The sequence below is a fragment of the Ruoffia sp. FAM 26254 genome (genome assembly GCF_045528545.1).
In the GTDB taxonomy this organism is placed as follows: Bacteria; Bacillota; Bacilli; order Lactobacillales; family Aerococcaceae; genus Ruoffia; species Ruoffia halotolerans.
On sequence record NZ_JBGQQY010000015.1, the window covers coordinates 1 to 24,956 of the forward strand.

Annotated in this window: 29 protein-coding genes, 1 tRNA gene and 2 pseudogenes; 12 read left to right on the forward strand and 20 right to left on the reverse strand. The window is 33.6% G+C overall.

The features are described 5' to 3' along the window. Positions 1-285: 285 nt before the first annotated feature. Entirely contained in the window at positions 286-1,890 is a 1,605-nt protein-coding gene (locus ACEN3Z_RS05360; protein ID WP_407089951.1) for an ATP-binding cassette domain-containing protein, read from the reverse strand. Positions 1,891-2,026: 136 nt separating this feature from the next. On the opposite strand from ACEN3Z_RS05360, the gene ACEN3Z_RS05365 reads away from it, so the two are divergent. Together ACEN3Z_RS05365 and ACEN3Z_RS05370 are read left to right on the forward strand one after the other, a co-directional pair. Then, a complete protein-coding gene (locus ACEN3Z_RS05365; RefSeq protein WP_407089952.1) occupies positions 2,027-2,878 on the forward strand; it encodes a hypothetical protein in 852 nt (283 codons plus the stop codon). A 373-nt stretch (positions 2,879-3,251) separates the two neighbouring features. Continuing rightward, on the forward strand, positions 3,252-3,875 hold the full coding sequence (locus ACEN3Z_RS05370; protein ID WP_407089954.1) for a site-specific integrase: 624 nt from the start codon (positions 3,252-3,254) through the stop codon (positions 3,873-3,875). Between the two features lie 161 nt (positions 3,876-4,036). On the opposite strand, the gene ACEN3Z_RS05375 is transcribed toward ACEN3Z_RS05370, so the two are convergent. Both ACEN3Z_RS05375 and ACEN3Z_RS05380 read right to left on the reverse strand, forming a co-directional pair. Beyond that, positions 4,037-4,109 (reverse strand) — tRNA-Thr (locus ACEN3Z_RS05375). 332 nt (positions 4,110-4,441) lie between these two features. After that, positions 4,442-4,960 (reverse strand): hypothetical protein, encoded by a 519-nt coding sequence (locus ACEN3Z_RS05380; RefSeq protein ID WP_407089956.1) that lies wholly within the window; start codon positions 4,958-4,960, stop codon positions 4,442-4,444. Between the two features lie 767 nt (positions 4,961-5,727). On the opposite strand from ACEN3Z_RS05380, the gene ACEN3Z_RS05385 reads away from it, so the two are divergent. Beyond that, positions 5,728-6,027 (forward strand): DUF5960 family protein, encoded by a 300-nt coding sequence (locus ACEN3Z_RS05385; protein WP_407089958.1) that lies wholly within the window; start codon positions 5,728-5,730, stop codon positions 6,025-6,027. A 130-nt stretch (positions 6,028-6,157) separates the two neighbouring features. Here ACEN3Z_RS05385 and ACEN3Z_RS05390 read toward each other — a convergent pair whose 3' ends face one another. From ACEN3Z_RS05390 to ACEN3Z_RS05405, 4 genes and pseudogenes are all read right to left on the reverse strand, one after another. Then, complete coding sequence (locus ACEN3Z_RS05390; RefSeq protein ID WP_407089959.1) at positions 6,158-7,018, reverse strand: hypothetical protein; 861 nt, start codon at positions 7,016-7,018, stop codon at positions 6,158-6,160. A 547-nt stretch (positions 7,019-7,565) separates the two neighbouring features. Continuing rightward, complete coding sequence (locus ACEN3Z_RS05395) at positions 7,566-8,744, reverse strand: ElyC/SanA/YdcF family protein (protein WP_407089960.1); 1,179 nt, start codon at positions 8,742-8,744, stop codon at positions 7,566-7,568. A 172-nt stretch (positions 8,745-8,916) separates the two neighbouring features. Further along, a pseudogene (locus ACEN3Z_RS05400) lies at positions 8,917-9,075 on the reverse strand (transposase); the annotation flags it as partial. A gap of 658 nt (positions 9,076-9,733) precedes the next feature. Continuing rightward, a complete protein-coding gene (locus ACEN3Z_RS05405; protein ID WP_407089961.1) occupies positions 9,734-10,315 on the reverse strand; it encodes a hypothetical protein in 582 nt (193 codons plus the stop codon). Between the two features lie 567 nt (positions 10,316-10,882). On the opposite strand from ACEN3Z_RS05405, the gene ACEN3Z_RS05410 reads away from it, so the two are divergent. After that, entirely contained in the window at positions 10,883-11,215 is a 333-nt protein-coding gene (locus ACEN3Z_RS05410; RefSeq protein ID WP_407089962.1) for a hypothetical protein, read from the forward strand. A gap of 445 nt (positions 11,216-11,660) precedes the next feature. After that, positions 11,661-13,643, forward strand: a complete 1,983-nt coding sequence (locus tag ACEN3Z_RS05415; protein ID WP_407089999.1) for a Dam family site-specific DNA-(adenine-N6)-methyltransferase — start codon at positions 11,661-11,663, stop codon at positions 13,641-13,643. On the opposite strand, the gene ACEN3Z_RS05420 is transcribed toward ACEN3Z_RS05415, so the two are convergent. From ACEN3Z_RS05420 to ACEN3Z_RS05450, 7 genes are all read right to left on the reverse strand, one after another. Then, on the reverse strand, positions 13,640-15,403 hold the full coding sequence (locus ACEN3Z_RS05420) for a restriction endonuclease FokI C-terminal domain-containing protein (RefSeq protein ID WP_407089963.1): 1,764 nt from the start codon (positions 15,401-15,403) through the stop codon (positions 13,640-13,642). The two genes, ACEN3Z_RS05415 and ACEN3Z_RS05420, sit on opposite strands and share 4 nt — an antisense overlap. A 300-nt stretch (positions 15,404-15,703) precedes the next feature. Next, complete coding sequence (locus ACEN3Z_RS05425; RefSeq protein WP_407089964.1) at positions 15,704-17,041, reverse strand: CHAP domain-containing protein; 1,338 nt, start codon at positions 17,039-17,041, stop codon at positions 15,704-15,706. Beyond that, positions 17,013-17,249: a phage holin gene (locus ACEN3Z_RS05430; protein ID WP_407089965.1), complete on the reverse strand. Its 237-nt coding sequence runs from the start codon at positions 17,247-17,249 to the stop codon at positions 17,013-17,015. The genes ACEN3Z_RS05425 and ACEN3Z_RS05430 overlap by 29 nt, the downstream gene beginning before the upstream one ends. After that, positions 17,233-17,499 carry a hypothetical protein gene (locus tag ACEN3Z_RS05435; protein ID WP_407089967.1) on the reverse strand — a complete coding sequence of 89 codons (267 nt, stop codon included), beginning with the start codon at positions 17,497-17,499 and terminating at the stop codon, positions 17,233-17,235. The genes ACEN3Z_RS05430 and ACEN3Z_RS05435 overlap by 17 nt, the downstream gene beginning before the upstream one ends. 64 nt (positions 17,500-17,563) lie before the next feature. Then, positions 17,564-17,791: a DUF2922 domain-containing protein gene (locus tag ACEN3Z_RS05440; protein ID WP_407089968.1), complete on the reverse strand. Its 228-nt coding sequence runs from the start codon at positions 17,789-17,791 to the stop codon at positions 17,564-17,566. A gap of 38 nt (positions 17,792-17,829) precedes the next feature. Beyond that, positions 17,830-18,027: a hypothetical protein gene (locus ACEN3Z_RS05445; RefSeq protein WP_407089969.1), complete on the reverse strand. Its 198-nt coding sequence runs from the start codon at positions 18,025-18,027 to the stop codon at positions 17,830-17,832. A 75-nt stretch (positions 18,028-18,102) separates the two neighbouring features. Then, positions 18,103-18,633 (reverse strand): sigma-70 family RNA polymerase sigma factor, encoded by a 531-nt coding sequence (locus ACEN3Z_RS05450; RefSeq protein ID WP_407089970.1) that lies wholly within the window; start codon positions 18,631-18,633, stop codon positions 18,103-18,105. Positions 18,634-18,809: 176 nt separating this feature from the next. Between ACEN3Z_RS05450 and ACEN3Z_RS05455 the strand changes: the two genes are divergently transcribed. The 6 genes and pseudogenes from ACEN3Z_RS05455 (at position 18,810) to ACEN3Z_RS05480 (ending at position 20,457) form a co-directional block, all read left to right on the forward strand. Further along, the gene (locus ACEN3Z_RS05455) at positions 18,810-19,346 is read left to right on the forward strand and encodes a helix-turn-helix domain-containing protein (protein ID WP_407089971.1); all 537 of its coding nucleotides are present in this window, start codon (positions 18,810-18,812) and stop codon (positions 19,344-19,346) included. Positions 19,347-19,372: 26 nt separating this feature from the next. Next, positions 19,373-19,606 (forward strand): IS3 family transposase, encoded by a 234-nt coding sequence (locus ACEN3Z_RS05460; protein ID WP_407089973.1) that lies wholly within the window; start codon positions 19,373-19,375, stop codon positions 19,604-19,606. An 18-nt stretch (positions 19,607-19,624) separates the two neighbouring features. Continuing rightward, the gene (locus ACEN3Z_RS05465; protein WP_407089974.1) at positions 19,625-19,813 is read left to right on the forward strand and encodes a hypothetical protein; all 189 of its coding nucleotides are present in this window, start codon (positions 19,625-19,627) and stop codon (positions 19,811-19,813) included. Between the two features lie 9 nt (positions 19,814-19,822). Next, the gene (locus ACEN3Z_RS05470) at positions 19,823-20,017 is read left to right on the forward strand and encodes a hypothetical protein (RefSeq protein WP_407089975.1); all 195 of its coding nucleotides are present in this window, start codon (positions 19,823-19,825) and stop codon (positions 20,015-20,017) included. An 11-nt stretch (positions 20,018-20,028) separates the two neighbouring features. Continuing rightward, positions 20,029-20,190 (forward strand): annotated as a pseudogene (locus ACEN3Z_RS05475) (IS3 family transposase). A 138-nt stretch (positions 20,191-20,328) separates the two neighbouring features. Continuing rightward, positions 20,329-20,457 carry a hypothetical protein gene (locus ACEN3Z_RS05480; protein WP_407089976.1) on the forward strand — a complete coding sequence of 43 codons (129 nt, stop codon included), beginning with the start codon at positions 20,329-20,331 and terminating at the stop codon, positions 20,455-20,457. Positions 20,458-20,763: 306 nt separating this feature from the next. Here the strand turns inward: ACEN3Z_RS05480 and ACEN3Z_RS05485 are convergent, their stop codons facing one another. Continuing rightward, positions 20,764-21,387 carry a hypothetical protein gene (locus ACEN3Z_RS05485; protein WP_407089977.1) on the reverse strand — a complete coding sequence of 208 codons (624 nt, stop codon included), beginning with the start codon at positions 21,385-21,387 and terminating at the stop codon, positions 20,764-20,766. A gap of 315 nt (positions 21,388-21,702) precedes the next feature. On the opposite strand from ACEN3Z_RS05485, the gene ACEN3Z_RS05490 reads away from it, so the two are divergent. After that, the gene (locus ACEN3Z_RS05490; protein ID WP_407089978.1) at positions 21,703-22,002 is read left to right on the forward strand and encodes a DUF5960 family protein; all 300 of its coding nucleotides are present in this window, start codon (positions 21,703-21,705) and stop codon (positions 22,000-22,002) included. 193 nt (positions 22,003-22,195) lie between these two features. On the opposite strand, the gene ACEN3Z_RS05495 is transcribed toward ACEN3Z_RS05490, so the two are convergent. The 5 genes from ACEN3Z_RS05495 to ACEN3Z_RS05515 are packed head-to-tail and all read right to left on the reverse strand — an operon-like array spanning position 22,196 to position 24,535. After that, positions 22,196-23,551: a CHAP domain-containing protein gene (locus ACEN3Z_RS05495; protein WP_407089979.1), complete on the reverse strand. Its 1,356-nt coding sequence runs from the start codon at positions 23,549-23,551 to the stop codon at positions 22,196-22,198. After that, complete coding sequence (locus tag ACEN3Z_RS05500) at positions 23,523-23,762, reverse strand: phage holin (RefSeq protein ID WP_407089980.1); 240 nt, start codon at positions 23,760-23,762, stop codon at positions 23,523-23,525. The genes ACEN3Z_RS05495 and ACEN3Z_RS05500 overlap by 29 nt, the downstream gene beginning before the upstream one ends. Next, positions 23,746-24,012: a hypothetical protein gene (locus ACEN3Z_RS05505; protein WP_407089981.1), complete on the reverse strand. Its 267-nt coding sequence runs from the start codon at positions 24,010-24,012 to the stop codon at positions 23,746-23,748. Before ACEN3Z_RS05505 ends, ACEN3Z_RS05500 begins: the two co-directional genes overlap by 17 nt. 60 nt (positions 24,013-24,072) lie before the next feature. Further along, on the reverse strand, positions 24,073-24,300 hold the full coding sequence (locus ACEN3Z_RS05510) for a DUF2922 domain-containing protein (RefSeq protein WP_407089982.1): 228 nt from the start codon (positions 24,298-24,300) through the stop codon (positions 24,073-24,075). A gap of 37 nt (positions 24,301-24,337) precedes the next feature. Beyond that, positions 24,338-24,535: a hypothetical protein gene (locus ACEN3Z_RS05515; RefSeq protein ID WP_407089983.1), complete on the reverse strand. Its 198-nt coding sequence runs from the start codon at positions 24,533-24,535 to the stop codon at positions 24,338-24,340. Positions 24,536-24,956 lie beyond the last annotated feature (421 nt).

A 24,956-nucleotide genomic window follows, 5' to 3' on the forward strand; every position in this document is an offset into this window, starting at 1 on the left:
AAACAAGAGAATCGTAAGAAGGTTCATTTAGTTAAAATCTACTTCGAGAACGCACTATTTTGTAGAAAAATTCCCAATTTTTCCAAGAACGATTAATTTATTCAAGAAACCAGCTTAAATTATAGAGCTATGAATTATTCAGGTTAATTATATAAATATATTACACTCTCAACAAAAAATATAGCCTATATAATATTATACCTTATGGAGGAACTGAAATGTACACTGTCATTTTTTGTATATATTTTTTAGAAAGTTAGTAGTCCCCTTCCTTGCAAATTGATATCAACTTGGTTGTACTCTTCTACTTTCTAAATAGTATTTTCTAGTGTAATTTTTCACACTCTCTTCCGGGACATAATGTTCGACGTCTATAACTAACTTATTTAAATTAGCCACTGTTTTGTTTATGGCTAAAGCATTATGTTTATCTAGTGAGGCATTCCCTTCATCGATTAAGAGTATTGGTTTATCAAACAGAATTGCTCTTGCAATTTCTACTCTTTTCAATTGTCCTCCTGATAATCTTTCTCCATCTTCTCCGATTAGATAATTTAAACCTACTTGCTGTATTAATTCTTCTAACCCTGCTTTTTTAATTGCTTCACTTAACTTTTCTTCGCTTACTTCTTTTCCTAATGTAATATTGTTTCTCAGTGTGTCATTAAATATAGCAACCGTTTGGGGAATTAAGCTCACATAATTGTATAATTCATTTTTGCTAATGCTTTTCATATCTTCGCCATTAATGAAAATTTCACCATTAGTTGGGGTTAATTTTTTTGTCAGTAATTTTAAAAATGTCGATTTACCACTACCTGAAGCTCCTTCTAAAAGTACATTATCGTTTGAATTTAATGTTAAATCTAAATGCTCAAAAATTTTCTTGTCCTCATAATTGAATGAAACATTTTGAAAAACAACCGAATCAATCTTCTGGTTCCTTAATACATTGGTATCATCTGGCTGTTTGAATTCCAGTGTATTAATTATCGTCTTCTTGATTTCTCCTATACTGTTTAACTTGTTTATACACTGCAATAATCCTAAAAAATTATTTATGATCCAACTACTGGAGTATTGAACGGCTACAAAAGACGCTAACGAAATTCGCCCTTGAATAGTAAAGTAGATACCAATGCCAATCGGAAGATACAGAAATAAATATGATAAAGCGATGACCAATGCATTCGATAATGAGATGGCATTATTCATGTCTTTAGTACTCTCTTCTAAACCTTTTACTTTCAGATAAAAATTTTTAATGAAATAATTTTCGGATTTATATGAAGCTATTGTTTCAGCCCCACTTAAGATATCCTTTAGTATAGAAGAAAAAGATTTATTCTCTTTTGTCCAATGACTATTACTTTCTTCTATTTTTTCTTTATAAATGTTTGTAAACAGTGGTGTTACTGATGTAAATACTAAAAAGATAACGGTCAATAAAAAACTGTTGCTCATAGAAAAAGTCAAAATAACAACTAGAGTAACTAAATAGCTGACGACATTGAATAGTTGCTTTACGTAATTTTCTTCAAGTAACTTGAGATCGTTCATAAAAAATGATGTATTACTTGATACTCCTTCGGTTTTACTTAAAGAAGTCTCTTTTTCTAAAATTTTCCTTATTAATTCAGTCTTTAAAGACGTGTTAAAAAAAGCAATATTCTTATTTGTCCAAAAATCTTTTAAATAAGTAATAATAGAAAACAATATGTAACCCAAGACAACAAGAATAATGTACTTTAATAATAGAGAGGTGTCTTTTTCCTCAATAACCTTAAAAATATACGCATAAGTAGCGGCATTAAAAGTAGTCTCTACTGCTGCAAGTCCAATGAAAATAAAAGCTGCAACTAGGTACTGTTTATTATAAAATTTAATCATTTGTATCCCTCCGTATCCGTTTGTACTGTTATTTTATCATTTTTCGAGCACTCTTTATGTTATGATATGGGTCATAAACTACCCAAAAAATACGGAGGTACATCAGTTGATAGGATTAACGTTTAGAAAAATACGTATGCAGAAAAACATTTCACAAAAAGAAGTTTACACAGGCATTGTTTCTAGATCTTTCTTTCAAAAATTTGAGAAAGGACTACACTCTATTTCTGTAGAAAAATTTCAAGAATTGTTAAATAGGATAAATGTATCTTACGATGAATTTATGTATAAACATCATGGGAAACTCTTTACCACAGATGATTTTTTAGTGACTATTTTTAACGCTTACTGGAATCAAGATCCACATTCTTTAACCAACCTCCATAACAAATTACGCTTTTCGTCCAATCAAACAGAAGTCTTTTTGAGCAGAGTTGCACTATTATTCAAACTTATTTTATCAAAAGAGTCAGATGGTGATTTAAGTTTCGACTTTATCTTTAACTATCTAGACAGAATAAGCAGCTGGACCTTTTTTGAAACAAAATTATTTAATAATATTATGTCTATAGTCCCTTCTAAGAAAAGAAACCAATATTTCAAAAAAGCACAATTTTTTTTCGACAACAGCAAAGGACTAGCAGCCGTTAATAGTGAATTTGCAAACTGGCATTCTCATCTTTATGTCAATTTTATCCATTTAACTTTGGAAGAAAAAGAACTCAATAGAGCAAAAATAGCTATTGAAGACATGCGGATAAGTCGACAAAATTTATATACCAGTGAGCGGAATGAACTGGCTTATTTATTTTTAAAAAACTTAATCCGTCTTTATGACAAGGAAGAAAGAGACCAAGCAATAGAAGCACTAAAAAAAATAACCGATTTGTCACAAATAGTAAATAAGTTGAATAATGAAACCTATTCAAAATTGGTCACTACTCACCAAGAAAAGACTGAACCATTGCATGCTAAAAGCGAAAACTAATTAACCCTATTAAAAAACTACATAATCTCTGGCTTGTTACGCTCTTAATCAAATCTATGCCTTATGCGAGAAGGCAAACTTATAGATAATTGGATATTTTCCTGCTGGAGCGATTGATTTTGAAAAAAGTTTATAGAGAGATAACATCACTAGAGGAATGTCTGCCTTATCGTATTAAATCAAAAAGAAATAACTAAGAAAAAAATAGAACCTCTTCTGGGTCGTAAAATCAGAAGAGGTTCTATTTTTCTATTTATTATTCTTGTATCAAAAACAATCGTTTTTGAGAGAAAGCAAGAGAGATATAAGGAGAAATACATAGTTACAATCAAGTAAACACTACTCGCAGGCATTGAAGCCTTAAATGGATTCAATGAATGAAAAAACAGTATCTTATTTATTACGGTTTTTAAAACTATTGATTATACTATTTAAGTCTTTTATGTCAAAAGAACCTTCTTCAGCTTTACTAATAACAGAATTTAAATTTTTCTGTCATTTGAAGTGGAAAGATATTGATGAAGTAAACCAAACATTAACTGTGCGAAGAGTCCTTGCTCAAGGGGAACATGGTACTATCTTTCAATCACCCAAAACTAAAGCAAGTCATCGCACAATATCTATCGACAATATAACCATGGATTTATTAGTTAACTGGCGTAATATTCAAAGAAAAGATTTATTATCCTTTGGGATTAATGCTAATGGTCCTGAACAATTAGTTTTTACAAACCAAAAAAATAATCCTTTAAATCTATACTATATTGGAACTGCTCTTCAACGAATAACAAAATTGCATAAACTAAAACATATTAATGTTCATGGTTTTAGGCATACTCATTGTGCATTACTCTTTGAAGCAAAATTAGAAATGAAGGAAGTTCAAGAGAGACTCGGTCATGCCAATATTGAAACTACAATGAATATATATGACCATGTAACTCAGAACAGAAGAGATGAAGCAGCAGAAAAGTTTGCTCAATTTATGTCTTTTTAACAAACCGTACAACATCTCGTACAAGATTCTTATTTTCAAGCAATAAACAAATAATCATTTGAATTTTAAAAAGAGAAAAAATATATTTATTTAGATAGATTATTCAATAAATATGAACACAAAAATACATCGTTACCTAAGTAGGGATGTCTTGTAAATAGTGCCGGCTAAAGGAGTTGAACCCTCGACCCTCTGATTACAAATCAGATGCTCTACCAACTGAGCTAAGCCGGCTTGTTAATTATTAACTAATCACTATTATGATGAGATTAGTATGACCCGCGCAGGAATCGAACCTGCGACCCACTGATTAAAAGTCCGTTAATTAGCATTTCTATGTATTTTCAATCGTTAATAACGCCGATAAATAAGGATTTTAAAATTAGTTTAGCTACTAATCGATTCAGTTTAATTTTAAAAAAAGGACAAGAAATAGGACAAGAAATCGTGCCAGTGTGAGTAACTTCGTAAAATAATATTGAATTATAAAAAATATAATTTATTCTCACCCATCTATTATAACAGGTAATGGGTGAGATCGTTTAATTTAATAGATAAGTAAACGTTCATTTAAAGATTCTATTAATCACTCTTAAGATATTGTTTTCGTATCTATAAGAAACAATATTCGTATTACCGTTAAATCCATTAAAACTAATCGGATATTCCCCTTTTAAACCTTTGCCCATATTCCACTCTATTTTAATAAAAGGTATAGTATCAGGTACTATTGTATTTATTACCACTCCTCTATTATTTGTAATATCTTTGTAAGTTTTTAATACTTTTTTGTTGACTAACCTTCTTCCATTATATTCAACTTCAATAATTCTTAATTCTTTTATATCTGCATTAACAGGGTATATAACAAAATATTGTCCTTCCATACAAGGATTAACTTTAAAGACTTCAAAAAAGTGTAAATCTAAGTTCACAGCTTCATCAATGCTTTGTATTTCTTTAATTACGATATTATCAATATACTCATTATTTGGAAAAAAACTTTTTATAATATGCCAGCATATTGAAATAGCACCTGTTACTCGCAATGTCCAATCAAGCAAAAATCCTATAGTTTCCCACATATTTTTCTCCCTTTAATTATTCACTAGAAAAGAAAATTATTTCCCTTTAAATTGAACTAAATTTTTAGTCCTTTAGCTTTTACACTTTCTTCTAGCACTACAATAGTTTTAGCCATGATTACACTCCTATTTTTATCTTTTAATTCAATATTATAATAATTGTAATTATTATAATTATCAACCCCAAAAAAGGCTCTTACTATCTTTCAACCATAACTTTTTTTCATTTGAACTTATATATTCATACTCATCATTTGGAACTTATGAGTTGTTTAATAGCTTAGCTCTATCAAAATGATAAGCTAAAATATCAGTTATTTGCAGACCACTATAACATTATTTCTTTATAACACTTCCAAAAACACTCTAAACCAATAAACCTCACAACAATCCTACGCAACGGATGGCTTGTTTTCGTCTGGCTAGAGCCCGAGTAGGGAGAAAGTAGACACGAAAACGAGACGGTTAGTGTAGTTGGATTGTTATAAGGTTTAACCTTCTATAATAGCTTCTTAATTTATTTTATTGTCGCTCTAGTCGTTACTTTCGACGATTGCGACGTTTAATATCCTCATTGAATAACGAGGTCTTTCGACTTCGTTATTTATAAGACATACGCGCTCTTTGCGTGTGTCGTTGACCTATTATATTTAATACAGCACTTCAAAATTGATTGTTCGTAGAACATTCAATTGGTACATAAGCCTCCTTGACTAACCGAACATTCGTTCTTATACTAATTAAAGGAGTTCTTAGGGAGGAGGTATATGATGTTAGATTTAAAAAAATTACATCCAAGTAGTGTTCAGTTTGATTATTTCAGTGAAAAATTCAGCCGATTTGAAGCTGATTACTATCGTTATTCAAATATGAATATCCCCTTATCATTTTTGACCGACGACATCCTATTTGCTATGAGCGAATCTCAAGTTAATTATTTTTATCTCCCATCCTTCAAAGCGAAAGATAATCGTGACCATTTTTATATATTTAAAGTACGTATGCAGCCAGATAATCATCAAGTTAGAACGTATGAGTATATCCGTCATGTGTTTGCTTTAAAGTAATGGATACACTGTTACTCTATATTATAGATTATTATTAATGCCTAAAAAAAAGACAATCCTAACTAATGGATTGTCTTTTTTTATAATAGTTGAATTAGTATGTCCATCTTTTAATAACGTACATGATATATTAATTATGTTTGTTCATGAATTCTTCTACTACAGATAGCGCTGAATTTTGGGCTTCAAGTTCATTACCACTTTCATCATGTATAATAAGCTTTGAATCCTGGTTCCAGTAGTTGTAGTGCGCTCTCATCTTCAATCCATCCCAGTCAAAATTAATACCATTATTGAAATCACCTGTATACTGAGATACGTAAACATCAGACGGAGCATCAGATGTAAAGATTGATATTGTACTATCATCTTCATCAATTAAATAATATATTTCATAGTCATTGAAAGATACTGTAAAAGAATTCTCATACTTACTATCTTCAGAATCTGTTTTAATCAATCCTACCTGTTCATCATTATCCACTTCAAACCCCATTGATGCTAGCAGATCAGAATACTCCTCTGAATAATCTTCAGATGAATTAACTGGTAGCATATAAGATACTATCATAACACCTTCTGTAGTATCAAAGTGCATTAAATTACCAGAATAATCTTGAGAATTGACTTCATATTCCAATTCATACAAATACGCATCATTATAACTTGCATTATTAGTTAAAATCTTCTCATTATCTAGTTTGCCACCACTTTGATTTAGTCCAACTTCGAAGTCTTTTCTACTCTCTTCAGTCTCAAGTGATATATCGTCTATATACTGAAACATAAACACTCCTTCTTCAGGATAAAAATATACAGTCTTTCTATCATCCGTTTCAACAACACGCCAATTCGAAGGAATATCAAAATTAACTTCAAAAAAATTATAGTTAGTAGTTTCATAATTTTCAAAAGTTGATTCTGGATTCGAACTAGCATATGCCGTGGTGCTTAAAGAAAAATAAAGCATTGGTAACAATAATATTAACAAATATTTTTTCATTTGAGTAAAAGTACCTATTAAAGTCTCTAAATATTTTATATTTCGCATACCTTCTTTGGATTTTGCAAAGCATCTTGAAATACGAATGCCCATACAAACCCACATAAATAGAGTGTATCCCACTCTTCAGCCACAAGCCGCTTTTCCTATCTCCTATCAATTATGGTATCTCCAATCTTACATCCAAGGAAATATCAAAAGAACATCCTCATTAAAACCCTCAAGGTGAAATGGTCAAGTGGTACCCCCAGCGGAACCTTCTACTCCCAATAAAATGATGATTCCTAAATTAACTTGTTGTTCTAAGCTGCGATTTAACTTTCGAAGAGGCTGAATCACACGAAGCGATTGAAGAAATCGTCCAAAATGTGCATGCAGAAACCGTCGACTACTATGAAGACTATGAACGAATGGAGTGACATGAAGAAGATGCGGATGCCGCTTATTTTCTCTATGAATCATTCATCTTAAAAAATAAAAAACCCGTTGGCCTCTTATCATCTTAAGAGGACTAACGAATTTTTTATTCTATCCTTTATCTTTGTCGCCCCGGGAATTGCCAGATGCCTGATGTACGTAAGGCATCTCTATGCGTGGACATATCTTCTTCGGTCGTAATGTCATACGCTTCTTCTTCACTGTCATAATCCATATAGACGATGTTGGTAAATTCTCTTTCAGTTTCCTCATCTGCCATTTCAAGCAACAGTCGATTGGCTTCGTTAAATGTCACTAACGCTCTTCGCATATGGCTGGCGCTTGTAATCAACGTGATATCTTCAAACCCTTCATTTTGAACAATATCCATAGAAAACAATGCGTTCTCTACTGTATCAGTAGCTAGTGGATCTTGAGAAATTCTCTCTTCATCAATGCCATTTTCCACTAACCAATCGGCCATTAATTCGGCCTCTGTGTTCCCAGCTTTGGGTACGCCACCCGTTACAATTAAATGTGAATTTGGATAAGCTTCTGCCGCTTCCAGGGTCACATTCAGTCGCTCAATTAAAGTCTCTTCCATTTCACCTTCGTCCGATAAGGCATAGCCAAGCGTGATGAACGTATGGTTTTCCTCTGGCAATGTTTCCGGAGCTTCGGTATTAAAGTCCGTGTCTTTAATCTCTTCAATCGAACCAATTAATGCCTGATAGTCCTCTGCTCGTTCCTCGTCTATTTCAGCTAATCGATCGAAGCCTTCATCAAAAGTTTCATCGTCTCCAGAAACTTTCGAGTAAACGGCATGAAGTAAAGTGGCTTCAAAATTTTCTTCATCGGTATTTTGAATTTCTTCTAAGGTATTTAAAGCCTCGGGTAAATCATTTTGTAAGACTTGCGCAGCCGCTAAAGACCTTCTCAAGTCCGTATCTAGTGGATCAATAATCGTCGCTTGTCTAAAGGATTCTTCCACCACGTCATAATCCCCATGCAACGTAATGCCTTGGAAAAACTCTTCTTCCGCAACATTGAGGTCACCACCATACCAGTAGTAATGCATGGCAATGTCGACTAAAGCATCCAGTCGCTCTTGTGTAGGCGCATTATTTTGGACTTGTTCAAACAATTCTTCAGGCGTTTCTTCTTCAACTGTGTTCTCATCCATCTGTTCCATAGGAGGGGCTTCCACTGCTTCTTCTGCTGGTGCATTCTCCACCTGTGCACAACCCGCAAGCCCCATACTGACTGTTGAAAATAAGAGTAAATATTTTTTTATCATATCTTTGCCTCCTTATGAATTCTGATAAGATTTTTGCCATCTTCTGCATCATTTTAACAGGTCTATCTTATACCTACATATACAGTCTTCTCTTATTTGATAGCCTCCTTCCTCTCTATATATCTTTGCTTTCGCATTTGTAATCGCTTTTATTTTAACATTCAAGACTCTCTTTTTCAATGTCCTCGGCTCGAATATATTCCGTTCGTTGGTTTTCCATCAATTGATTGAAAACTGTCGTCAAAATATTTTTAGATACATCATCTTTTACCGAGTGTTCAATAATACTTTGAACCTCATCATTATTCAGTGTAAAATGTACTTGGGTCATGTAAAGTCCTCCTAGGTATGTTTTTGTGGTTAAAAACATTGTACCGTAAAAGGGCTGTTACATGGCCTTTTATCTTTTACACAATTATATGGACTTTATCTTCATTTGTAATAATCCTTCCTAGATTAAATTATTTAACTAATATGATTATATATCTATATTCTATATGAAATAATTGTATTCACAAGTTATATTTTATACTTTATTTTAAATTTATATAGATTTGCAAGAATTCAATGCACTGATAGTAATCTTTTACATAATCATCAAGTTAGAACGGATGAATATATCTGTCATACATTCATTTTAAATAAAAATTATTAAATTAAACAACAAAAAAACAGCCCTGACATAGGCTGTTCTTAAATGAATATACGGAGATTATAATATGTTCAATCTATACGTTCTGTTGAAAGGACATCTATAATAGACTATACCATTATTAATTCTACGTAAATTTAATGTAAATTATTTGTAAACTTTAATATAAAAATCCCCCAACCCACTAGCTCCACTCGGTGTTTCATTTTCGTGACCGCTTCCCGCCCTAATCGGGCTCCAGCAGGACTCGAATGAACCATTCGCTACACTAGTGGGTTGGGGGATTTGCTTAATAAACGAGATGGCTTTTTACGCAATTAGCATGTATTTAAAAGACTTAAGCAACATCTAACTTAATTATCCAACCAATCGTAATACCTTCGTTACCTAGAAGATAGCCCTTATAAGTGACCTCTTTTTCTTCAATGAGTTCAAACTCTTTAACCCCGTCTGGAATTACCTCTCCTGTATACCAGTGAGTAGCATTTTGAGCCACTTTCAGTTTCTTACTACCAGATTCATCAACTACTTCACTAAAAAGTGCTTGATCCAACCTATCTAGTACATCTGGATTCTGCTTATCAATACCATACTTACTTGCTTCTATACGCTCCATATAACCAGAATACCCTAAAGCAGCATAATCATATTTTGCACCACCTGCTCTAAAGAACCCTTTAACAGCAGCTTTAAAGTTCTTAACTCCACTTACTTTATAAGTTCCACCTGGACGTAGTAGATACACCCAATCTTCAACGATCGAGTAACGGATATAGTGGCCACCTTCATTATTAGGTCTTTTACTTCCTTTAGTCTTAGCTATTTTAGGATTCCCTACATCAGAATCCGACCAAGTCAAACCACGCTTAGCAGAATTAGTGAATCGGTACTTGTCTTTAACAAGCGGGTCGTCGTCCAAATTCTCCGCTATCTTTATAAGTTTGATACGTAACTCTTGCAGGTAATCTTCATACTGATTATCTGATGGATGAATATATAAACTCTACATGACACGATGGATTAAAGGGTTGTATTGGTCTAGTAACTGCTCAAAATCTAGATTCGTTTTCAAAGTCTATCTCACTCTCCCTTTACCATTAATAATAGCGTTATCATAGTGTTTTAACAGCGCAATCGGTTCAACAAACTGTTAGATGTATCCAGCTTTAGACAAATAAAATAACCGTAACTTGGCTAAGATTTAGCCCAATTACGGTTATGTGTTTTTAACGCTCATCCTGAGGATAAGCACTATAAAATCCCCATCCAGAAAATAGTGAACGAATGGGTTCGATCGAGTCCAGCTGGAGCCCAACGGGCGGGAAGCGGTCACGAGAGCGAAACAAGGAGAGAGCTATTTTCTGGATGGGGATGTGAATAAAAAATTCTAAATAACAATTAACCCTTTACATCAATTTGATTAAATGATATGTTTCGTTAAACAAGTGAATCAGTGATTCACTAAATTAAAAAAGAGGTGTAGTTAATGGAAAAGGTATTAGTAATTAAAATTAATGTATTACCTGAGTCAAAAGAAGAATTATTAGAAAGATCAAGAAAAGCTTGGAAGCTAAATCCTAAACGATTAGATAATGTTGAAAGAGTTATAGTACTTTACAATCAAGTAGTTCAAGATGAATATGCTCTAGGTGATTCACTTCTATATTTTCTTGATGGTGAATTAAAAGGACGAGTAGAATTACAACTTATTGATTATCCTCATGAGAAGACACTAAAAGGTAAATCTATCAAATATCAAACATCAAATCCTGCAACGATTAAAACTTATAAAGATCTAGAGGCGCTAATAGTAGAATAGATTTCATATGATACAAATTACCCTAGCCGGATTATACTGGCTAGGTTTTTTGATCTATTAAATAAGATACTTTAGTTTTTGGAACCAAGGGCTCAATAGTTTTTAGCTAAAATCACCATCAAGCGAATATCTCTCTTCTTGTTTCGCTCTCGTGTCCGCTTCCCGCCCTACGGGCTCCAGCTGGACTCGATCGAACCAATCCGTTCACTATTCGCTTGATGGTGTAGTAGTTATAATATACTCGCCTTGCAATCTTAAGCTAACTAATCCGTCAAATAGCATTTCTATGTATTTTCAACCGTTAATAATACTTCATAAATTTTAAGCTTGTCAAAGTCTATTAAAAAGTAGACTTAACAATTGTTATCGGGTTTACCTTTGTATTTCCTTTAAGGTCTACTCATGATATACTATGACAAGCAGTTGGATGAAAGGGGATGTTTTTATGCGTTTTATAGGGTCTAAGAACCTATTACTTAACGAGATCCATAGCATGTTAGAGGAAAAATTAGATGGATCAGAACGAGTTTTTTTCGACCTCTTCGCAGGTGCCAATGTGGTTGGAGAACATTTTAAAAAAACATTTGAAATTAAATCAAACGATATTTTATACTTTAGTTTTTGCTATGCTAAAGCAGTAATTGAAAATAATAAAGCTTTTTCTTTTAATGGCTTAGAATTCAATCCATTTGATTATTTAAATGATGAAAATCAGCTAAAAGCGTATTCCGGTGATTTTTATTACACAAATGCTTATACTCCTGTTAGTGATGATTCCGGTATGTATTTTACTATTGAAAATGGTCAGAGAATTGATTTTATCAGAGAAACAATTGAAGCCTGGTATCTTTTAAATAAAATCACTGACTACGAACGTTTTTATCTCATTGCATGTCTAATTGAAGCTGTTTCTTTAGTGAGTAATACGACCGGAACATATGGTGCTTACTTAAAACATTGGGATAAACGAGCTCTTAAAACTTTAAAATTGAAGCCACTTCCAGTTCTCAATAACAATTTGAATAATACAGCTTTTAATGTAGATTCTAATGAATTAGTTAAGAAGGAAAAAGCAGACATTGTTTATATTGATACTCCTTATAACAATAGACAGTACGCTTCGAATTATCACGTACTTGAAAATATAGCTACCCACAATAAACCAAAGTTAACTGGAAAAACAAAAATATTTGACTGGTCAGATAAAAGAAGTAATTATGCGATGAGAAGTAAAGCTTTGAAAGCAATGGAAGACCTGTTAAAAAATATTAATACTAAACATATCATATTGAGTTATAACGATGAAGGTATTATTCCAATTGATGACTTGAAGGAGATATTAGCCAAGAACGCTTATGACGGATTGGTCGACGTTAGAGTGATCCCTTACAAAAAGTACAAATCAAAGATTCCATCAAAGAAAGCTGCTTTAAATGAATATCTATTTTATATTCGCAAAGTACCTGTGAAAAATATAATAAGTAAGCCCCAACAATTAAAATTGACTAAATGGGAACCTAAACAACAAGGTTATATTAAAAGTCCGCTTAATTATATTGGTGGAAAATACCGTCTTTTAAAACAAATTATACCATTATTCCCAACGAATATTGATACCTTTTTAGACCTATTTTCAGGTGGAGCAAATGTAGGCATTAATGCAAATGCAAATCGATATATTTTCAATGATATGAATACACGTATAAATGAGATGTTTCGTTACTTTTCAAAGCAAAATACCGAGGAGCTTATTGTAAGAATTAAAGAAATTATCTCAGAAAAAGGTTTGAGTAAGACTAATGAAGAGGCTTATTTATCTTTTCGACGTCAATATAACGAAAACCCTCATCCATTAATGTTGTATATCCTTGTGTCCTATAGCTATAATTATCAAATTCGTTTTAATAACTCAATGGAGTTTAATAATCCTTTCGGTAGGAATAGAAGCCATTTTAGTAAGAATATGGAAAATAACCTAAGACGATTTAATAACCGTTTACAGGAAATTAGCTTTGAATTTACCGATAATTATTTTGAAAATATAAATTTTACTAAGTTGACTGAAAAAGATTTTGTTTACCTAGATCCACCTTATCTTATAACCACCGGGAGTTATAACGATGGTAATAGAGGTTTCCAAAATTGGCGGAAAGAACAGGAATTGTTAATGTATGAGATTATGGATAATTTAACGACTAGGAATATTCGATATGCCCTTAGCAATGTCCTCACTCATAAGGGGGAAACAAACGAATTTTTATTGAACTACATTAAAAATCGTAATGTCAGTGTTCATTATTTAGACTATAACTATAATAATGCTTCGTATAACTCTAAAAACAAGGGAAGTTCAGAAGTATTGATTACGAATTATGATCCTATAACCCAAACTATTAATAAAGATAAAAAAATAAGCCTGAGCATTTAATACGCCAGGCTTATTTTTTCGTCGAAAATAATTAATTCATTTTTAATATATTTTGGTATGTCTTCTAAAACAAGCTCTCCCTTTTGAATTTTAGAAGCACCGATTAATAATTGATGAACATCTAAAGCACCAATTTTTGCTTTGTTAGTTGCATTTGATACATATTCAATATCGTCATCAATATTGGTTTTGAAATAGCTTGAAATCCAAACAGAATAATAAGCATTTTCAGGGATTATATTAGGAAATGGTTTCCACCATTCTGTTTTATTACGATTTATATCTCTTAGTTGATTGTCAATAGTGTAGCGTATCATTTTATCTTTTTCACCAATACTAGGTAAGTAACCTTTAGCATAAGACTTAGTATCGTAGATTATTCCATAACCGGAAGTAAATGCTATTCCATCTGGTTTAAGACCTCCTCCGAGGTGAAGTGCATTAAATCCATAAATATCTCTTAGTAGTTCTGTAGTTATTAATTCAAAATCTCGATTAGCATGCCCATTGTGAGCAATCGGGATAAGTTCAACAAATTTATCAGGTATATTGGTATGATTAAGAAAGAATGCCTTCTCTTTATCAAATCGATGATCTTTTTCTTCTTGAGTAATATCTAGTTGAGGGATATCAAAATTTAAAATATTATCTTGTAAAGTTACTCGGGACCAATCTTCAGTAATTTTTATTCTTAAACCAAAATTTATTAATCCTCTAATGTCTTTTTTTATGATAGATATATCATCTTTGAATCCTCTTTGAGTAAGTTCGAGTATCAGAGCCCTGAACGATTCAGATTTCATTAATTGTTGAATGATTACTGCCCTTCTTGTTCGGACATAATCTTTACTGGATATATTAGTTGCTAGGAACTCCCACATTAAAAATTTGGGTTTTTTTCGGTGTTTTGATTTTCCTTTTGATCGATTAAGATAAATTTTTCCTAGAGCAGTTATAGAATAACCTTGAAACATTGTTATATCGCCTTCTTTTTGAGTATGCTTCTCAACGAATTTAACTTTATAAAGCCAGTTGGCTATCATACGTGCATATTTATCACTAGTACCTTCAATATCACTTCTAATCTTATTTTCGTCTTTTTTTGGAGCTTCTCTCAATAAATCTTTCATTAATTCACTATCATATGAAGTAAATCCTTTTTCTCCGGTAAAACCTAAGCTTTGTCCGATTTCGAATTTATTCACTGGGTTTTTTGCTCTATCAAGAATGTCTAGGACTCTAGTAGCTGGGGGATAAGATAAAAATGCAGCACGCAAAATTTCATTTTCCTCTTCGGAATCATTTTCTGATTTTGAAAATTTAAGACCCGATTCAGTGATTTTAAAAGTATCTGTTTTTCGATTATGTTCAAGAAAATTAAGCGTGGTTGCCCACCTTAAAAAACCATCTGCTGTCCAGTTATCGGTATATTTTTTTCCTGTCGTTGTATTTTTTTGCGGTAAAATTGAAATTTGAATAAGTGAATCTGCTACAGCTTTACTCCTTTTTTCAGCAGACGTTCCGTCTGATTTTACATTTCTTCCAACTAGTTCTATGTAAGTAAATTTATTTTCATCACGGTCCAATTTTGACTGAAGGGAATCTTTTATATCTTTAATGAATATTACTTCATCAACAAGTTTATTTTTCAACTCAAGATAGTGCTCTGATTTATTATCAAAAATTTGAACAGTCTTCTTTAAATTTGAAAAACTAGATGGGTTTTGAACCCAACCGAAAGTTCTAATGCTCAAAGACATACTCTCACCTCTTTTTTATATTCCTTTTGATTATATCACATTAAAGATAGTAGTAAGAAGCCTATTTATAGGACTTAAAGAAAGAGAATATATTAATTTACTAGATTTAAAAATTTACTAATTAGAATCGAAACTCCCCCAACCCACTAGTGTAGCGAATGGTTCATTCGAGTCCAGCTGGAGACCGATTAGGTCGGAAGTGGCCACGAGAATGAAACACCGAGCGGAGCTAGTGGGTTGGGGGAGTTTAGTTTGCGTTTCATCACCTTATTTTACGTTTTAAACGCACTTATAAGAGAATTAAGTAACATCTGACTTATCTATCCAACCTATTGAAATACCGTCGTTACCAAGCAAATAAATCGTTTGCATGACCTCTTTTTCTTCGATGAGTTCGAATTCTAAGTCTTTGACCCAATCGGGTATCTTCTCACCAGTAAACCATCTATACGCTTCTTCTTTCACTTTCAATTTCTTTGTGATATTACTAAACGTTGAATCCAATTGATCCAGAATACCTGAATTTTCCTTATCAATCGCTAACTTACGAGCTACCATACGCTCTAAATACTTTGCGTAGCCTAAGGCAGCATAATTATACTTTGCTCCACCTTCTCGAAACAGACCTTTAACAGCCTGTTTAAAATTACTAATTCCACTCACTCTATAATTGCCACCTGGTCTCAGTAAATAAACCCAATCTTCAAGGAAATCTTTGACACTTGAATACTTAATATAATGGCCACCCTCATTTGTAGGGCGTTTGCTACCTTTGTTTTTATTAATCTTAGGATTACCTACATATGAATCAGACCAGGTCATACCACCCCAATTATTATCGATTTCGGCAACGTTCGATTCACCCCATACTCCTTCAAAATGCAACATCACAATAAGAAGACTAGGTAGTATATTGTATTCCTTAGCCAATTCGACTATCTTTTTGATATGCTTTTCGGAGAGTGTAGCCCCATTATATGTCATCACAGGCAACGCTCCATTATCCACACCCTTATCAACAGATGTTAAGACTTCATTTACTTTTTTTTGAACCAAACTCGCATCATAACCAGCAGCTAATAACTCATTGATCCTTTCCTGGCCAGAACTCCATTTTCCAGAAATAACTTCTTTGGCTACTTCCTCAATCGTCTTTTTAATTTCTCCTATGATTTTATACTTCGGTCGTGCATAGCCTTTAATCCGTTTATCGTTCCATAGGAAGGTATTTCGCTCAACGCGTCCATTACTATTACCTTCAATCGTTGTAATCTGATTATTCTCAACCTTCTCAACAAAACCGATGTGATCCGCCCAACCATTACTATCCCAATCAAATGTGACAACATCGCCCATTTTAGGAAATTCTTTTCCACGCCATATCCCTAATTTTTCAAAAATGTTAATATGACGCTGAACGCCGCATTCACGACCTATCAACTCACTTGTTTGGGTCTTATCAGCAATGAAACTGACAAATGCATCGCACCAATCATCACTATACTTAACCATGTAGCCAACGGGAACGGGTCTAACTTGGTTGTAGGCATCTATGATGCGATGATGTGCCACCGTACCTTCTTTAACCCCCAAGTATTCTCTTGCTTTATTAATGACTGCTTGCGCTGTCGCCATCATTATTCCCCCGATCATAATAATTTTTCGATGAAATCTGTAAAATAGTACCAACAAAAACAGTGAATAAATTAATCGTTGAAACATATACCTCAGAACTCGAGTAACCATATAAATCACCTAGCCCTTGCACTAGCACTGATACAGCTGGTAAAACAATCAATACAAACCATTTCAGCATGTCATATGACTTGTTATTTAAAGACATCATTCAATTTCTCCTTTAATATTTTTTGAATATCATTTAATTTTGTTTCAATAATAAAAATTTTAGACTCATGTGTATTGACTTGCTTTGTGACTTCACTAATCTTGGACTTGTTATATTCCAAATCTCGTTGCATCACATCAAGGCGGTTTATAAGGTTTTGAATCGAAGTTATTAAACTGATAATCTTTGTTGTCAATGTAATAACTGCAACCATCGCTCCAGCTAAACTACCTAATTCAATAAATGCCATGGTAATTTCCTCCTTTCTAAAAAAATAAGCCCCGCAAAAAGCGAGGCTGTGAAACTGATCAAGACTAAGCAGTATAGACATCTTCAATTGTACGACGTACATAACGTGCTCCAGTACCAGATGCATAAGAATCTCCGTTTGTGCCAACGAATATCTCTGCAGCTGCGATAGCTTCTAATGCTGATTGAGCAACTTGAGCTGGCAAACCTTCTTTTGGATTAGTAATCGTAATTTTTTTGTTTGCTCCACCTTCATCTTTGAATAGCAATTCTAGGTTATAAATTTCCTCCATGAATATTACCTCCTTCCGAATTTAGTTTAGTAAATGACTTATCCATAGAAATACGTTTCAACTGATGTTGTTTTGCCAATAGGTTCATCAGTAACGCTTTGTAATGCATCACGAACTGCTTCAACTTCTGCTGCTGGTGCGTCTTGTGTTAAGTCTCGTAATGTTACCGTTGTTTTCTTTTCAGTAACCGGATTGATTGACTGAAACTTTAAACTTGCAGATAAGAACTCTTTCATATCATTTCCTCCTCGCTCTGTATTTGTAAGTTGCCCTACACTAATAAGAACGTCATGAAACTTAAGAGTGTCACTCTACTGATTTAAAATGATTTTTAAAGATTGGAGTTTATCTCTAATTTGTTTCTTTCTTTTACTAATTGTTTTACGACTAACCCCATACTCCATTGCTAACTGTTGTGATGTGTAGTTCCCACTGAGAAGGGCCCAAAATAACGTAATTTCCGTACTATTAAGCCTCTTTTTTACTTCTTCGTAAAAGGATGTGATTGCTAATCGACTGTCTTCTAATAGGCCTAATCCGTCTTCTTCTATAATTGTAATATCTAAGAGCGACACTTCATCCTTTTCTTTTTTGTCTGACCGGAATAGATCGATTAGATACCAAGTCAAACCACGCTTAGCAAAATTAGTGAATCGGTACTTGTCTTTAACAAGCGGGTCGCCGTCAAAATTCTCTGCTATCTTTATAAGTTTGATACGTAACTCTTGCAGGTAATCTTCATACTGATTGTCTGATGGATAAATATATAAACTCTTCATAACACGATGGATTAGTGGGTTGTATTGGTCTAGTAACTGCTCAAAATCTTCATTCGTTTTCAAAGTCTATCTCACTCTCCTTTTACTATTAATGATAGCGTCATTATAGGGTTTTAACAGCGCAATCGGTTCAACAAACTGTTAGATGTATCCAGCTTTAGACAAATAAAATAACCGTAAATAGGCTAAGATTTTGTAGTGACCCCCTAAATCCGGACATGGATTTAGGGGGTTTTTAGATGGAAAAAGAATATAATAAAGAGCTAAGATTGACGATAGTTAAAGAAAATGAAGCGGGTGTTTCACACAAGAGCTTATCTAAACAATATGGTGTGGCACGTAGTACAATTAAAAATTGGTGTTATCAATATCAAATGTATGGTGAGGCTGGGATTGAAAAAAGTTTATCTAAATCGAAATATAGTGGCGAATTCAAGTTACCTGTTTTAAACTATAGAGACATACATCAGGTGTCCTATAGAGAAGCGGCTGAACACTTTGGTATCAAGCAAGGATCAACGATAGCTAATTGGCAGAGAGCATATGATACTCAAGGATTCGAAGGCTTAAATGGGCCACCAGGACGTCAAAAAAATAAAGGAGACCGTGCTATGACTCATCAAGATAAGCAACCTCGAAACCTATCACAATCTGAACTAGAAGAACTCATTGAATTAAGGGAAAAAACGATGTATTTAGAAGCGGAGAACGCGTATCTAAAAAAGTTGAAGGCCTTGATCCAGAAACAATCAAACACAAAGAAAAAACAAAAATAATTCTGGAGTTAAGGCATGACTTCCCAGTGATTAAGCTTAGAACTTGGCTTGAGTTGATGGCCATTCCTAAAAGTTCATTCTATGAATGGAAAGCAAAATTAAATCAACCCGAGGACGATACTGAAGAGAATACACTCATCGAGGAAATTAAAGCGATTATTGAAGCGTCAAACCAAAGTTATGGTTATCGCAGAGTCACCTTAGCTCTAAATCAGCGAGGACGTAAAATAAATCATAAGCGTGTCTTAAGAATTATTTGAGAAGATCAACTCTTGTGTGTGAAATTCCGCCGTAAAAGTCGTCGATATCGTTCATTCAAAGTGGAAGTTGGAACCATCGCTGATAATCAACTGGATCGCCAATTTGTTACGAAAGAATCAAATCAGGTTTGGGTGAGTGATGTGACTGAATTTAAAGTAGCCCATTCAGAAAGCAAAATGTATTTATCGCTGATTATGGATCTCTAAAATAGTGAAATGACCGCGTATAGTCTCAGTCAATCTCCGACGGTTCAATTTATCAATCAATCACTTGAAGATGCATTAACAAAACTCCCTGAGCAACACGGCTTAATGTTACACACCGAACAAGGATTTCATAATCACCATGGGTCAACTTACTTGAAGAAAACAACATTTGTCAGAGTATGTCCCGACGAGGGAACTGTCTAGATAATGCACCGATGGAAAACTTTTTTGGTTTATTGAAGCAAAAAATGTATTACGGTGAAACATTTGAAAGTGTCGGGGAGTTAGAAGCACGAATCAGATCATATATTTACTGATACAATCACGAACGTATCAAAACAAAACTAAACGGCCTGTCACCTATTCAATATAGATGACAAGCCGCTTAGTAAAAATATTCAATTAAAGTCCGTTTTTAAGGGTGCACTACATATGCAAAAATACACAATCCAAACTTTAAAGAGGGGCGCCCAAAGCGTAAATTAAGCGTTAGATATTTAAAAGCAATTGATATAATGCAAACCAATAGTATCGCAGAGTCAGCTACAATCACAGGTATAAGCGTAGCAACGTTAAAACGTATTAGAAAGCAATATAAAGACGAAGTTTCTAGAGGAGAACGTAAAGCGGAATTCCAGATATAGTAGTGTGATTCACTAGTATAATACTCTAACCAGAGACCAATTCATCGTGTAATTTTGTTACTAATAGTTTTTAGTTATTACTCTATTTATTCAATATATTTTGAACAAACTCTTTAACGATATCTGCTAAACTTCTATCAAATAAAACTTGAAAAAACACATCTAGTATATACTTTATGAATACAGTTAAAACCCCAATGTAAATTAGATTTAATATTTCTTTTTATCGCATACTAACATCTCCCTTAGCAATATATTGCATAATATTTGAATTATATTTCGATATACTTTATCCTAATCTTAACATTAATAGTTAGGAGATGAAAATATGAAGAATGCAAAAGCTAGGCGCATTTTAGCAACAACTGCGTCAGCATTAGGAATGTTATTTTCATTAACGGGTACTTCGTTATTATTCGATTCAGTAAGCTTCTTTGCTTCTTGAACAACAGTGTGATCTTTTAATAGATTACTACTGCCGCTATAATCAATAAGCATACTATCATACGTTTCAACTGTACCATCGTTTAAAAACGCTAATTTGCCTTTGGCTAGTTTTAAATCTCCACCGTTGATTAGCTCGGTAACATAATTAACGTCACCATTAATACGATTTAATATTTTTTCAAGTTTAACTTCTTCGCTATCTGGTAAAGCAAAGGGAATCTCTTTTTGCTTTGCAATATCAGCAATACGTCTTAACACTAGCGGACTATTCAAATGTTTTTCTGCATACTCTAATAATTCATCGTGATCCACATCAATTTGACTTAGTAAACTCAATTCATTCATTACTTCTTGAGTGACTGTTTGGCGGTTGCCCTCAATACGCTTTAATTCTGATTCTCTAACTTGATTCAGCATTTTTTCAATAGAATCGGTAGCAGAATCTCGTTTTTCGGTTATTTTCGCTTTAAGCTCGGCTTTCATTTCGTCTGCTCTTTTAGGTGTAATATCTTGTTTTTGTAATTTATCATGTATTTCTGAAATTTCATTGTTATAAAGTATAATTTCTCACATACCAACCTTGTATCGAATTTGTCGGTTATCCGATTAATTCGGTATTTTTTTATTACCATAGTTAGGTGACTCACGCGCTTTTTGCGTGTGTCGATATTACATATCAATTTCACTTCGCTAATCCAAGATTGATTGTTCGCAGAACATTCAATGGAAAAACCTCCTTGACGATGCGAACATTTGTTCTTATAATTAACGAACATTGCTTCATTAAGGAGGTATTTTATGGACTTTACAAAATTAAATAGAAGCAGCGTGCAGTTTGATTACTTTAGTGACAACTACAACCGATTTAAAACTGATTTTAACAAGTATTCAAATATGGTCATCCCTTTACCATTTTTAACAGAAAACATACTACTTACTATGAGCGAAGCTCAAGTTAATTACTTCCGCTTACCATTTCCCTATTCGAAGGACAATCGCGATCACTTCTTTATATTCAAAGTAAGTATGCAATCTGATAACCAACAAGTTAGAACTTATGAGTACTTACGTCATGCACTATCATTAAATAAAAAGTAAACAGAATTATCAGTATGCAATATAAAAATCACGCAACTCATTAGCTCCGCTCGGTGTTTCATTCTCGTGACCGCTTCCCGCCCTTACGGGCTCCAGCCGGACTCGAATGAACCATTCGCTACGCTAATGAGTTGCGTGATTTGCTTAATAATTAAGATAGCTTATTTACCAAAAATTCATACATTTAACAGGCTTATACTACATCCTCATCAAGTAACCAACCAATTGGAACACCGTCGTTCCCGAGTAGATATGCTTGATTTACAACTTCTTTTTCTTCAATCAGTTCAAACTCTAAATCTTTCGCAAATGATGCGATAGCTTCGCCTGTTAACCATTTGGTCGCAGATGGAGCAATCTTATACTTTCTAGATGCTTCCTTATGAGTACCTCCACCGTTAAACAAATTATCTAACTTACCTAAGACACTAGGATTCTGCTTTTCAATCGCATCTTTACGGGCTTCCATCCGACTTAAGTAATCTGTATACCCTAATGCAGCATAATCATACTTCGCACCACCAATTTTAAATAGTCCTTTTACAGCTTCTTTAAAATTGCCTATACCACTTACTTTATAGATTCCATTTGGACGGAGTAAATACACCCAGTCTTCAAGAAAATCCTCTACGGTAGAGTAATGGATATAATTTCCACCCTCATTACTTGGTCTTTTACTGCCTTTAGTCTTATTTACTTTAGGATTACCTACATATGACGTAGACCAAGTCATTCCACCCCAATTATTATCAATCTTTGCTACATTGGAATTGCCCCATAACCCTTCAAAATGTAACATGACAATTAAAAGACTAGGTAATATTTTATATTCATTGGCTAAAGACAGGATCTTCTCTACATACTTTTTAGATAAAATAGCTCCATTGTATGATAGAGAAATCACTTCACTTGAGTTAATAGGCTTGTCTACAGTCGGTATTAGCAACTCATTTACCTTAGACTGAACAGCATTCGCATCATAACCTGCTTCTAGCAATGCACTGATTCTAGCTTGTCCGGTACTCCATTTTCCAGCTATCACTTCTTTTGCTACTTCATCAATAGTTTTCTTTAATTCACCTATAATCTTGTACTTCGGACGTGCATACCCTTTTATCCGCTTATCATTCCATGCGAAAGTATTGCGCTCTACTCGTCCATTACTATTCCCTTCAATCGTTGTGATGCGATTATTCTCTACTTTCTCAACAAAGCCAATATGGTCCGCCCATCCATTAGAATCCCAGTCAAATGTGACAACATCGCCCATTTTAGGAAACTTCTTTCCAATCCAAATCCCTAGTTCATTGAAAATAGCAATATGCCTCTGCACCCCACACTCACGACCAATCAATTGACTTGCTCCTGCTCTATCAGCAATAAAGCTTATAAACGTGTCACACCAATCATCACTATATTTTACTAGATAACCAACGGGTACAGGCTTAACTTGATTATAAGCATCTATGATGCGGTGGTGTGCTTGTGTGCCTTCTTGAACTCCTAGATACTCACGTGCCTTAGCTATAACTGATTGTGCTGTTACCATTATTTGTACCTCCATCATAATAATTTTTTGATGAAATCTGTAAAATAGTTCCAATAAATACAGTGAATAAATTAACTGTAGATACAACTACATCAGAACTTGAGTAACCATATAAGTCGCCTAATCCTTGGATCAGAACAGAAACTGCCGGTAAAACGATTAAAACAAACCACTTCAGTGAGTCATATACTCTATTATTTAAAGATATCATTTAGGTTCTCCTTTAAAGTTCTTTGGATATCATTCAATTTTGATTCAACTACAAAAAATTTTGATTCATGTGAATTCACTTGCTTAGTTACTTCACGAATTTTTAACGTGTTGTACTCTAAATCTCGTTGCATCACATCTAGGCGAGTAATAAGATTTTGAATAGACGTTATTAAACTAATAATCTTTGTTGTTAATGTAATAACAGCAACCATCGCTCCCGCTAAACTACCTAACTCAATTAAAGACATATAAGCCCTCCTTTCTAAAAAAATAAGCCCCGCATTAAGCGAGGCCAATATGGTTTAATACTAAGCAACATAGATTTCTTCAACTGCACGACGTACATAACGTGCTGCAGTACCTACTGCATATGAATCTCCGTTTACTCCAACGAAAATTTCCGCTCCCGCAATAGTATCAAGTGCAGATTGAACTTCTTGACTAGATAATCCTTCTTTTGGATTTTTAATTGAAATTTTCTTTGAAGCTCCACCTTCATCTTTAAATAGTAATTCTAGATTTAAAGTTTCTTCCATGACTATCCCTCCTTTCTAACTTAATATGCTAAATGGCTTAACTATAGAAGTAAGTTTCAACCGCTGTTGTTTGTGCAATTGGCTCTTGCATAACACTTTGAAGTGCATTACGAACTGATTGAACTTCAGCTGCTGGTGCATCCTGTGTTAAATCTCTTAACGTCACTGTTGTTTTTTCTTCAGTAACTGGATTAATCGCTTGAAGTTTTAAGCTTGCAGATAAGAACTCTTTCATGCTATCCCTCCTTTACTTAATATTTAAAGCGCTTCACTATTAATAACGAAAATTTTCTATTTATTGTCACCCCATGGCTTTTCTGGGGATTTAGATTGACTGACTCTAATAATGAGGTTTCAAATCACCTATAAAATGCATCTGAATAGGATTTGTGAGTCAAATTAACTTATGTCTTTATACTATTAATATTATCTTTCTACTGGCAATTTACCAGACCAATCGGCTCGTCAACTTGGTTAATCGACCTAATTATTGGCAAATAAAATAACCGTAAATAGGCATCTTTTTAGCCTAAATACGGTTACTTTTAAATTTATGTTTTTTTGCTCATCCTGAGGACAAGTCTTTTAAAATCCACATCAGAAAATTGCTCTCTCCTTGTTTCGTACTCGTTGCCGCTTCCCGCCCTCGCGGGCTC